Consider the following 11133-nt stretch of genomic DNA (forward strand, 5'->3'; position numbering starts at 1 on the left):
TCCCTCGTATGGCCTCGGTCTCCTCACTCACGTCTCATGTGCACCAGCGCCTCGCGGACGCCCTCTCGGCAGCGTTGCCGGAGGCCGCCGGCGCGGACCCGCTGCTGCGACGAAGTGACCGGGCCGACTTCCAGGCCAACGGAATCCTGGCGCTGGCCAAAAGGGCGAAGGCGAACCCGCGAGAGCTGGCCCAGCAGGTGGTCTCCCGGATCGTCACCGGCGACCTGATCGGCGACGTGGAGGTCTCGGGCCCGGGCTTCCTGAACATCACCGTCTCCGACCGGGCGATCACGGAGAACCTCGCGGTACGCGCCGCAGACGGCCAACGGCTCGGCGCGCCCTTCGCCGACGCCCCCGGCACCACCGTCATCGACTACGCGCAGCCGAACGTGGCGAAGGAGATGCACGTCGGCCACCTGCGCAACACCGTCATCGGCGACTCGGTGACCAGGCTCCTGGAGTTCACCGGGCAGACGGTGATCCGGCGCCACCACATTGGCGACTGGGGCACCCAGTTCGGGATGCTCATCCAGTACCTCCTGGAGCACCCGGACGAGTTGGCCCACAAGTCCGGCCGAGCCGCCGGCGAGGAGGCCATGACCAACCTCAACCGCGTCTACAAGGCCTCGCGCGCCCTCTTCGACGCCGACGAGGAGTTCAAGACGCGCGCCCGCCGCCGGGTGGTCGACCTCCAGTCCGGCGACGCCGAGACGCGTGCCATCTGGCAGCGGCTCGTGGACGAGTCGAAGATCTACTTCTACTCCGTCTTCGACAAGCTCGACGTGGAGATCAGGGAGGAGGACATCGTCGGCGAATCGGGCTACAACGACATGCTCGCCGAGACCTGCCGCCTCCTGGAGGAGTCGGGCGTGGCGGTCCGCTCCGAGGGCGCCCTGTGCGTGTTCTTCGACGACGTCAAGGGCCCCGAGGGCAATCCGGTCCCGCTGATCGTACAGAAGTCGGACGGCGGCTACGGCTACGCGGCCACCGACCTCTCCGCGATCCGCGACCGTGTCTTCAACCTGAAGGCGGACACACTTCTGTACGTGGTGGACGCCCGCCAGTCCCTGCATTTCCGGATGGTCTTCGAGACCGCCCGCCGGGCCGGCTGGCTGAACGACGGCGTCACGGCATTCCAGCTCGGCTTCGGCACGGTGCTGGGCAAGGACGGGAAGCCGTTCAAGACCCGCGAGGGCGAGACGATCCGCCTGGTCGACCTCCTCGACGAGGCGATCGACCGCGCCTCCGGCATCGTCCGCGAGAAGGCCCAGGGCCTGAGCGAGGAAGAGATCGCCGAGCGGGGCACCCAAGTGGGCATCGGCGCGGTGAAGTACGCGGACCTGTCGACGTCGGCGAGTCGCGACTACAAGTTCGACCTGGACCAGATGGTCTCGCTGACGGGCGACACGTCCGTCTACCTCCAGTACGCCTACGCCCGCATCCGGTCCATCCTCCGCAAGGCGGGCGCGGCCCGCCCGACGGCCCACCCCGAGCTGTCGCTGACCGACGCCGAGCGCGCCCTCGGCCTCCACGTCGACGCGTTCGCCGAGACGGTCACGGAGGCGGCGGCGGAGTACACCCCGCACAAACTGGCCGCGTACCTCTACCAGTTGGCGGCCCTCTACACGTCCTTCTACGACAAGTGCCCGGTCCTGAAGGCCGAGACGCCGCAGCAGGTCGAGAACCGCCTCTTCCTGTGCGACATCACGGCCCGTACCCTCAGCCAGGGCATGTCCCTCCTGGGCATCCACAGCCCGGAACGCCTCTGACGGCACCGCTACTTGGTTGACGGAGTGGGAGGAGCTTCGGGTTGATCGTGCCGTGATGGGTGCCGCTGGTGTCGTCCGTGCCGCTGTCGTACAAGGGGCACCTCGACGAGGTCTTCATCACGATCAACTCCGGCACGCGGCCGACCAGAACGGCAACGTGCTGGACATTCTCCTCCAGAACCGGCACGACAAGGCCGCGGCTGGGCGGGGCACCAGGTGGGGTGTCGGCCGGTGTTGGGTGGGCCGGCAGTGGTGCTTACAGCAGGTCTGTCCAGCCTGTCCAGCCGTTGGTGGCCTTCGTGGTGCGGGGTTTGAAGGTGCCGGTGCCGGTGGCGGCGTAGAAGTACAGGGCGCCGGAGGAGTTGGTGGCCATGAGGTCGGCCTTGCCGTCGCCGTCGGCGTCGCCGGGTGAGAAGAGTTTGGTGTACTGCTGCCAGCCGGTGCCGATTTTCACGCGGCCCGAGAAGGGGGCGGAGGCCGAGCCGGTGCCCGCGTAGCGCCACAGGGTGCCGGAGGTGTCCCGGGCCAGGAGGTCGGGGCGGCCATCGCCCGTGAAGTCGCCCGCGCCGGCGAGGGCGTTGTACTGCTGCCAGCCGGTGCCGAGCTTGACGCGGCCGGCGAGGGAGGTGCCGGAGGCGTTGCCCTGGTAGAGGTAGAGGGTGCCGGTGCTGGTCACGGCGAGGAGGTCGCCCTTGCCGTCACCGGTCAGGTCACCGGGGCCGATGACGCGCTTGTACGAGGTGGAGCCGGCGGCCAGCAGGGGGTCTGCGAGGGCGTAGTACGCCGGGTTGGTCAGTTTTCCGCTGCTGATGGACTGGACGATGAGGTCGGCGAGGCCGTTGTCGCGCAGCGCGGAGGCGTAGGCGAGGCGGGTGCTGGAGGTTGGCCATGCCCCGCCGACCAGGAGCTTGCCGGTCAGTGTGCCGGTGCCGGTGACCTCGTAGCTGTAGACGTTTCCGGCCGACGTACGGCCCATGATCCCGAACTTGCCGAAGTGCGGGTTGTTGCCGGCTCCCGCGAACTGCGTGGCCTTACCCCAGCCCTTGCTGCGGGCGGAACGGGTGGCGAAGGTGCCGTTGCCGTTGCCCGCGTAGAACCACAGGTTGCCGGTGAAGTCCCTGGCCAGCAGGTCGGTCTTGCCGTTGCCGTCCCAGTCGCCGCCGCCGATGATCTGGTTGTACGACGCCCACTCGGTCTTGGAGTCCTTGACCTTGGCGCTGAAGGTTCCGCCCTTCTTGCCCAGGTAACGGTAGAGGGCACCGGCCGGGGTGCGGGCCAACAGGTCGCCGACGCCGTCGCCGTTCAGGTCGCCGGCACCGATCAGTTCGTCGTACTGCTGCCAGCCGGTGCCGATCTTGACGCGGCCGGCGAAGGCGCCGGTGCCCTTGCCCGGGTAGTAGTAGAGGGTGCCGGTGGGGGTGCGGGCCAGCAGGTCGGCCTTGCCGTCGGCGTTCAGGTCGCCCGGGGCGGCGATCTTGTTGTAGGCCTGCCAGCCGGTCGCGACCGTACGCCGTGAACCCAGGCCGCCGGGGACGCGTGCGTAGATGCCGGGATGCAAGGACAGCACGCCGCTCGAGCTGAGGGTCAGCACGTCCTGGACGCCGTCCGAGTCGAGGTCGCCCGGGGTGAGTACGTCCTTCACCTTCGCGACGTCCGCGTCGACGACCATGGTCTCGGCCGGGCCGGTGTTGATGTACAGCTGGCCCGCGACGTTGCGGTAGACCAGGTCGGACGTGCCGTCGCCGTCGAAGTCGCCGCGCGCCGGGGCGTTCGCGTCCGCGTCGCCGGGCAGCACCGTGAAGACGCCTGCCGCGAGCACCGCCGCCGTGCCGGCCAGCACGGATGCCTTCATGGCCAGGGGGCGCCGGTGTCTGTGACCCCCGTCGCGCAGCCGGGGCCGAGTGGTGAACACGTTCTCTCCCGGAGGATCAGGGGGTGGTGGAGGGTGTGGTGGAGGGGGTCGCCGAGGACGTGGTGGGGATGGCGCTCGCAGACTCGGTCGCTGTGGCCGACGGCCCTGCCGACTCGGCCGAACCCGTCTGATCCGTTGAGGCCGTCGTCTCGGCCGTGCCGGCCGGGGTGGCCGTGTCCGTCGGTGGCGCGGACTCCTTGGCGCTCGTGCTCGCCGAGGGCGAGGACGCGGTCTGCACCCCGACCTGGTAGACGCCCGGCACACCGTCCTCCACCCGGAAGATCGCGGCCTGGGTGGTCGTCCCGTTCCTCGTGGACACGGTGGAGACCGTCCTCAGTTGTGCCTCGATGCGCTCCGCGGTGATGTCGAGGAGGAGGTAGCCGCGCCGGGCGTCGATCATCTTCCAGTGCGGGTTGTCCGCCAGCTTGGGCGCCCACTCGGCGGCGAAGGCCGCCAGGTCCTCGTCTCCGGCGCTGGAGATGGACGTCCCGACGAACTCGGCGCCGACAACGGGCGAGTTGACGTCGTCGAAGTCCAGCTTGAGGTCGCTGACGATGGTGCGGTGCCGGTCGCCGGAGAGCACCACGGGGTTGCGGACGTCCCTGAACTCCGCGAGCAGGGAGGCCCGTTCCTTCTGGTAGCCGTCCCAGGCGTCGTACGCCCACTCCTTGCCGACCCCGGCGAGGAAGTCGGTCTCGGCCATCATCACCTGGGAGGCGACCAGGTTCCACTGCCTGCCGGAGCTGCGTGCGCTGTTCACCAGCCAGTTCCGCTGGGTGTCGCCCATGATGACGCGGCCGCTCTGCGTGGCCCCGTCGGCGGTGGTCGCCTGGTCGTCGCGGTACTGCCGGGTGTCCAGGACGTGCAGCCGGGCGAGGGTGCCGAAGTCGAGCTTGCGGTACATCAAGACGTCGGGGCCGCTGGGCTTTTGCGCGGCACGGATCGGCATGTGCTCGTAGAAGGCCTGGAAGGCGGCCGCCCGGCGGGCCAGGAACTTGTCGGTGGGCCAGGTGACCGGGTCGTTCGCCACGTCACCGGCCCAGTCCTGCTCCACCTCGTGGTCGTCGAAAACGACGACGAAGGGGGCGGCGGCGCGCATCGCCTGCAGGTCCGGGTCGGTGTTGTACTGCTCGTGCCGGGCGCGGTACTCGGTGAGCGTGACGGGCGAGCCCGTGCCCTCGTGGCGGCGTACGCGGGTGGAGTAGGCCGGGCTCTCGTAGATGTAGTCGCCGACGAACAGCACGAGGTCCGGCTTCTGGTCGCGCATGTCCTGGTAGGCGGTGAAGTAGCCGTGCGCCCAGTTCTGGCAGGAGGCGAGAGCGATCCGCAGCTTCTGGGGGGTGCTTCCGGCAGCGGGGGCGGTGCGGGTGCGGCCGGTGCGGGAGGTGCGGCTCAGCGCCTTGAACCGGTACCAGTAGTCGGTGGCCGGGCTCAGGCCCGTGACGTCCACATGGACGCTGTAACCGAGGCTGCTGCTCGCCGTCGCCGTACCGCTCTTGACGATTGTGGTGAAACCGCTGTCCGAGGCGAGCTCCCAGGTCACCGCGACGGTGGGGGGCAGGATGCCGGAGCTGCCCGGATTCGCGGGCAGCACCCTGGTCCACAGCACGACCGCGGTGGGCAGCGGGTCGCCGGAGGCGACGCCCAGCTTGAAGACCGTGCCGCTGACCGACGTACCGGCACCGGCCGTGGCGGCGGACCCGCCGACGGAGGCCGAGGCGCTGCCCGGCAGCAGTTGGCCGGCGGCCACCGCGCTCGCGGCTCCCAGCGTGACCGCTCCCGCGCCCAGAAAGCGCCTGCGGTGTATAGCTCCCGGGTCCATGCTGTTGTCGCTCGGGTGCACAGCCGTGCCTTCCCCCCCAAAGGCGGTGCCCTGCGCAGCGCCGGTGAACGTGATCAGCGTGGATTCTATGCAATACCCTCACACCTGTGGGACCGGGTCCGTCAATTCGTTCGAACAACCGGCAGGAGACATGCGCCGACCACTGATGTCCGTAGGAAGCACGGTCCTGTTCGTCGTCCTTGCCGTCGGCACGGCGGGATGCTCGTCGTCGTCGGGTGCTGCGGACGGTTCGGGAAGCGGTTCTGCTACCGCCTCTGGTTCCGGTTCCGGTTCGTCGAGCGCGGCGGACGGGGGCGGGTCGCAGGCCGGCGGTCCGCAGAGCGGCGGGTCACTGGGCGCCGACGAAAGCGGCACCTCGGACGGCAGCGGTGGCGGTGGCAGCAATGGCAATGGCAGCGCGTCCTCCCCGCCGGGGGTCCTCCTCGGAGCCGACTCCCTCCCCAGCCCCGCCGCAGACCACTGCCGTACGAAGAACCTGAAAGCCGTGGCACGCAGCACCGGTCAAGGCCGGGCCTCCGTCGTGATCACCAACAAGGGCGCCGACTCCTGCACGGTACGCGGCTTCCCCTCCCTCCTCTTCACCGGCAAGGCCGGCCGGACCGAGCTGCCGGTGGACTGGGACGGATCAGCCGCCGACGCCGCGAAGTTCACGCTCGCTCCCGGAGACTCCGCTTCCGCCTCGCTCACCTTCGCCGGCCTCGACGAGTGCGACCCGATCACCGGACTCGACATCGTCCCGCCCGGCGAGTCCCGACCCCTCACACCTGCATTCACCAACACCAGCGGGAAGAAGCAGGCGGTACGTATCTGCGACACCGGAGTACGAGTGAAGGCGTTCTCGCCCGGGCCGTGAGGTTCCCCGTCGGCTCAGCCCGTGCCGACGGCCACGTCGAAGATCGCGACCACCCTCGACGCAATGCGGAGGCCTCGGGCGTGATCCGGAAGCGTTCCACCGTGGCGTTCGCCCCCGGGCCCCTCGAGCCGCGCCTGGAGTGCGTCCATGCCGGGCCCCGCAGACCAGGGGGGGACGGGTCTTGGGGGAGCTCGGTCTCGTCCTGCTCCAAGGCGTAGTTGTCGCCGTGGGATCGCTACCGGACGTGCGTGTCCCCAATGCCTCGGTGCACAACTGCAGAGGGGCTGGAAGTGCCAGTACTCCGAAGGAGGGGCGGGTGCTTCCCCTGCCTCGGGCGGAGGCCGCGCTGTCTCGACCAGCGGATGCCGAGTGCCCGAATGCGCGTGTCAGGCTGACACTTGAAGTGCTGGCGATCTTCCACTTCTCTTCGGACTAGGAGATCGATTTCGACGTTGATCTGCGCAAGTTGCAGGGACAGGGGCGACTTGATGTGTTCTGCGGCTTCCTGCGGGAGATCGGGCGGCGGTTGGGCAAGCCGGTGCGGATGGATCCGTAGGGTGCCTGTGGCCATCCGGTGCTCGGCTTCGATGTCATAGCTGATCGAGTGGTCCTCCTTGCGGAGCCGCTGGCCAGATGGCTGCGGCTGAGGGCTGGAGTTCGTCGAAGGTGCCATCGCGGAGCAGGACCCGGTTCAGCCTCCGAGGCGGTGTGCAAGGTGAAGCAGATCTGCCAGGTGCAGCACGCGTCCGTCGAAGCCTGGGAGAGGGACATGGAGCGGCTGGGTCCAGTGGGCAGGGATTGCGTCCAGCCCGTAGTACGCCCCCGCGAGGCCTCCGGTCACCGCCGAGGTCGATCGTCGCGCGTATCGCTTCTTCGAAGCTGGTGGTGGTGCGCAGGGCCCAGACGGCGGAGCCCAGGCAGGGCCAGACGGCACCGTTGAACTCGGTCGCCTGATCGGGGTGCCAGTCGGGCGCGAGGACAGTGGCGTAGCGGCCGCGGTGGTCGGGGTGGACAAGAGCCAAGATGTCCGGGAGCGCGGTGAGAGGGTCGGTGTCCTCGAACGTGACACGGATGAGTTCGTGGAAGATCGCGGTGCCTTCCCAGGCCGCGCGGTCACCGTGGGTGAGGGCGGCGAGATTATGGTCGCTCGCGTGGTGGAGTACCTGGCCGAGCGGCTCGGCATCGAGGTCGCCTCGGTCGGGAAGCTGTACCCCGAGCGGCTGAAGACCGCGTACGAGCACGCGTGGGAAATTCGGGGCGCAAGGGCCCTCGACCGGGGCCCGGGGTGCTACCAGTCCTGGCGGGTGAGGGAGATGACCAGGTCGTTGACGGTGACGTCGGCGGGCTGGTCGAGTGCGTAGACGACGGCGTCGGCGATGGCCTCGGGGTTGATGGCGATGGTGTTGAGCTCTTGGGCGGCCTTGCGCCCGGCGGGGTCGGTGACCTTGTCGGCCCAGCCGGTGTCGATGACGCCGGGGCTGATCGTGGATGCCTTGATGCCTTCGCGGACGCCGAGTTCCTTGCGCATGGATTCGGTCATGGCCTGCACGAAGAACTTCGCCGCGCTGTAGACACCGGCGCCGTCCCCGACCTGGTGGCCGGCCACCGAATCCATGTTCAGGATGTGTCCGGACTTCTGGCGGAGCATCACGGGCATGACGGCGTGGACGCCGTTGAGGTAGCCGCGGATGTTCACGTCGAGCATCCGGTTCCAGTCGTCGAGCGCGAGGTCCTTCCAGTACGAGAACAGCATCAGGCCGACGTTGTTGACGAGGACGTCGATGCGCCCGTAGGTGGCGATGGTGAAGTCGGCCAGTGCCTGCATGTCCGCGGCGTCGGCGACGTCGGTGAGCCGGGCGGCGGCGGTGCCGCCGGCCTTCTCGATGTCGGCGACCAGCTGGTCGAGGTCTTCCTGGCCGCGGGCGGCGAGGGCCTTGGCGCTGACGGCGCCGATGCCGGAGGAAGCGCCGGTGATGACGACGACCTTGTCCTGCAGGTGGTTTACGGGGATCTCTCAGTGCGGTTGTTCAGCGCGCATTCCCTGGTGAGGGCAGTGCGGCGGAGGCTGTGAAGGGGTGGAGCGGTCAGCGTTTGCGGCGCTTGACGACGTAGGCGTACTGGCGGGCCAGCGGGGCTCGGCGTCGAGTTCGAGCGCGGCGTGCTGGGCCCAGTAGGGGTTGCGGAGCAGTTCGCGGCCGAGGAAGACGGCGTCGGCCTGCCCGCTGGTGAGGATCTCCTCCGCCTGCTGCGGCTCGTTGATGATGCCGACGGCTGCTGTGGGGATGCCGGTGGCCTGGCGGGCTTGGGTGGCGAAGGGGACCTGGTAGTTCGGTCCGGCGACGATCTTGGCGTCGCGGACCGTGCCGCCGGTGGACACGTCGAGCAGATCGATGCCGCGGGCTTGGAGTTCCTTGGCCAGGCGGACGGTGTCCTCACCGGTCCAGCCCTCGCGGGTGTCCTCGGGATTCTCGGTCAGCCAGTCGGTGGCGGAGGTGCGGAAGAAAACCGGCAGGTCCTCGGGCCACACGGCGCGGACGGTGTCGACGACCTCCAGGGCGAAGCGGATGCGGTTCTCGAAGCTGCCACCGTAGGCGTCGGTGCGGTGGTTGGAAGCCGGAGAGAGGAAGGAGTTGATCAGGTAGCCGTGGGCGCCGTGCACCTCGGCGACCTGGAACCCGGCGGCCAGCGCGCGCCGCGCGGAGTCGGCGAAGTCGCGTACGAGCTGCTGGATCTCTTCCACGGTCAGCTCGTGCGGGACGGGCAGGCCGTCGTACGCGATCGCGCTGGGGGCGACGGGCTGCCAGCCGCCCTCGGACTCGGGCAGGTACCGGTCGGACAACCAGGGCTTGTCCACCGCTGCCTTGCGGCCGGCGTGGGCGAGCTGGATGGCCGGGACGGCACCGTGCGCCTTGATGGCCTCGGTGATGCGGGTGAACGCCTCCTGCTGGCGGTCGTTCCACAGGCCCAGGTCCCAGGGGCTGATGCGCCCGTCGGGCCGGACACCGGTGGCCTCGGCCATGACCAGGCCCGCACCACCGGCGGCACGGGAGGCGAGGTGGGCGAGGTGGAAGTCGGTCGGCGCACCGGTCCCCGGGCCCTCGGGGGCGGCGGAGTACATGCACATCGGGGACATCCAGACCCGGTTGGGTATCTCAAGACATCGCAGGGTGAGGGGGGTGAACAGCACGCTCACGGCATTTCTCTTTCGGGTGGGGAAGGGCAGGCCGTAAGAAGGCAGGCGTCTAAGGGGAGAGTGGTGGGAAGCGTTCAGCGGGCGGCGGGGGAAGCCGCGGCGTCCGCGATTGGGGTGTCGCCGCCGATGACTTCGACGGTCCGGCCGTCGAGGCGCGGTTCGTCGAGCAGGGCGAGCAGTACGGCGGCGATGTCCTCGCGAGGGACAGGGCCGACGGCGGTCCGCCCTGCCTGCGTCACCCGGCCCGTGCCGGGCTCATGGTCAGGCCGGCAGGCGGGTGTCGAGGACGAAGTTGACCTCGATGAGCTGACCCGGAAAGAACAGCGAGGCGACTCCGATGGTGGAGCTGGTGGGGCGGTGGTCACCGAAATAGGCCAGGTTCGCCGCGGCCATCGCCATGCTGTACTTCGGCAGGTCCACGATGAACTGGGTCTCGGACACGACCTGGTTGCGCGTGGCACCGTAGTGGGCGAGCACCTTCTCGAAGTTGGCGTAGGACTGTCGGAGCTGAGCGTCGAAGTCGCCCGGGTAGAGGAAGTTGCCCTCGTCGTCGTGCGAGAGCTGCCCGGAGACGTAGATCGTGTCGCCGACCTTGATGGCCTGGGCGAAGCCGAACTCCTTCTTACCGGAGACGTCGTGGCTGTAGGAGTCTACGGCGGTCACTGGTGCTACTCCTTGCTGGTGGTGCGGTTGCCGACTGGGGTAGGAGGTCAGGCGGCCGCGAGCTGCGCTGCGGCGTCGGCGACGGGGGTGTCGCCGGAGGTGAGCTCGACGATCACCCGGTTCAGGGCGGGCTCGTGGAGGGCGGCGTCGATGAACGCGGCGACGTCGTCGCGGTGCACGTCGCCGTACTCGACGGCGGGGCCCGCCGTGACCCGGCCGCTGCCGGGGGTGTCCAGGAGGGTTCCGGGACGGACGATCAGCCAGCCGAGGTCCGTGCGCGTCAGGTACACGTCGGCAGTCTTCTTGACCTTGATGTAGTGCTCGAAGCCCTCGCCGCCCTCGCCGCCGCGCAGCGCGTCGGGGAACACCGAGACCAGGACGAACCGCGTCACCCCGGCGAGCGCGGCCGCGTCGGCGGCCGCCTGAAGGCCCTTGCCGTCGATGAGGGTCGTCTTGTCCATGCCGGTGCCGTGCGCGCCGGCCGAGAAGACCACCGCGTCATGGCCCTGCATCTTCCGCGCGAGGTCATCGACCTGGTCGGTGATGAGATCGCCGATCACCGGATTCCCGCCGGCCTCCCGCACGGTCTCGGCCTGAGCGGGCCCGCGATGCAGGCCGGTTACCGAGTCCCCTCGGCTTCCGGCTGTCCGACACGCTCGGCCATCCGCACATCGGCGACGTCATGCACTTCATGCGCCCTTCGAGATGCGCGGGGTCGACGAGTACATGCGCGGCTCCGGCCGTGTCATGCGCGCCGGCTTCGGTCGAGGAAGTAGGTGAAGGTGTTGTCGCCCGCCATGTGCCGGCCCGGCCCCCAGATCTTCCAGCAGCTCCAACTCCGTCGTGTACTCGACGGTGTTGCCGTGCGAACAGGACGCAGAGCGTCGGGCGGGCAGGGAC

General features: G+C 69.3%; 8 protein-coding genes and 3 pseudogenes. 3 read left to right on the plus strand and 8 right to left on the minus strand.

Going from position 1 to position 11133, the window contains the following annotated elements:
- The first annotated feature begins 8 nt into the window (after positions 1-8).
- The gene (gene argS, locus ACFWWR_RS42955; RefSeq protein ID WP_383876089.1) at positions 9-1769 is read left to right on the plus strand and encodes an arginine--tRNA ligase; all 1761 of its coding nucleotides are present in this window, start codon (positions 9-11) and stop codon (positions 1767-1769) included.
- Positions 1770-2025: 256 nt separating this feature from the next.
- Here the strand turns inward: argS and ACFWWR_RS42960 are convergent, their stop codons facing one another.
- Both ACFWWR_RS42960 and ACFWWR_RS42965 read right to left on the minus strand, forming a co-directional pair.
- Positions 2026-3681 carry an FG-GAP repeat domain-containing protein gene (locus ACFWWR_RS42960; RefSeq protein ID WP_384309606.1) on the minus strand — a complete coding sequence of 552 codons (1656 nt, stop codon included), beginning with the start codon at positions 3679-3681 and terminating at the stop codon, positions 2026-2028.
- Positions 3682-3697: 16 nt separating this feature from the next.
- The gene (locus ACFWWR_RS42965) at positions 3698-5503 is read right to left on the minus strand and encodes an alkaline phosphatase D family protein (RefSeq protein WP_383876109.1); all 1806 of its coding nucleotides are present in this window, start codon (positions 5501-5503) and stop codon (positions 3698-3700) included.
- 151 nt (positions 5504-5654) lie between these two features.
- On the opposite strand from ACFWWR_RS42965, the gene ACFWWR_RS42970 reads away from it, so the two are divergent.
- Positions 5655-6377 carry a DUF4232 domain-containing protein gene (locus tag ACFWWR_RS42970; RefSeq protein WP_384309609.1) on the plus strand — a complete coding sequence of 241 codons (723 nt, stop codon included), beginning with the start codon at positions 5655-5657 and terminating at the stop codon, positions 6375-6377.
- 181 nt (positions 6378-6558) lie between these two features.
- Positions 6559-7005: pseudogene (locus ACFWWR_RS42975) on the plus strand (hypothetical protein); the annotation flags it as partial.
- A 63-nt stretch (positions 7006-7068) separates the two neighbouring features.
- On the opposite strand, the pseudogene ACFWWR_RS42980 reads toward ACFWWR_RS42975, so the two are convergent.
- The 6 genes and pseudogenes from ACFWWR_RS42980 to ACFWWR_RS43005 form a co-directional block, all read right to left on the minus strand.
- Positions 7069-7513 (minus strand): annotated as a pseudogene (locus ACFWWR_RS42980) (ADP-ribosylglycohydrolase family protein); the annotation flags it as partial.
- A gap of 152 nt (positions 7514-7665) precedes the next feature.
- Positions 7666-8388 carry an SDR family oxidoreductase gene (locus ACFWWR_RS42985; RefSeq protein ID WP_384309614.1) on the minus strand — a complete coding sequence of 241 codons (723 nt, stop codon included), beginning with the start codon at positions 8386-8388 and terminating at the stop codon, positions 7666-7668.
- Positions 8389-8461: 73 nt separating this feature from the next.
- A pseudogene (locus ACFWWR_RS42990) lies at positions 8462-9570 on the minus strand (NADH:flavin oxidoreductase/NADH oxidase).
- Positions 9571-9644: 74 nt separating this feature from the next.
- Positions 9645-9809 (minus strand): hypothetical protein, encoded by a 165-nt coding sequence (locus tag ACFWWR_RS42995; protein ID WP_383876084.1) that lies wholly within the window; start codon positions 9807-9809, stop codon positions 9645-9647.
- Positions 9810-9831: 22 nt separating this feature from the next.
- Positions 9832-10233, minus strand: a complete 402-nt coding sequence (locus ACFWWR_RS43000; RefSeq protein WP_384309611.1) for a RidA family protein — start codon at positions 10231-10233, stop codon at positions 9832-9834.
- A gap of 47 nt (positions 10234-10280) precedes the next feature.
- A complete protein-coding gene (locus tag ACFWWR_RS43005; protein ID WP_384309617.1) occupies positions 10281-10847 on the minus strand; it encodes an NAD(P)H-binding protein in 567 nt (188 codons plus the stop codon).
- Positions 10848-11133 lie beyond the last annotated feature (286 nt).

The organism is Streptomyces sp. NPDC058678 (assembly GCF_042714835.1).
Taxonomy (GTDB): Bacteria; Actinomycetota; Actinomycetes; order Streptomycetales; family Streptomycetaceae; genus Streptomyces.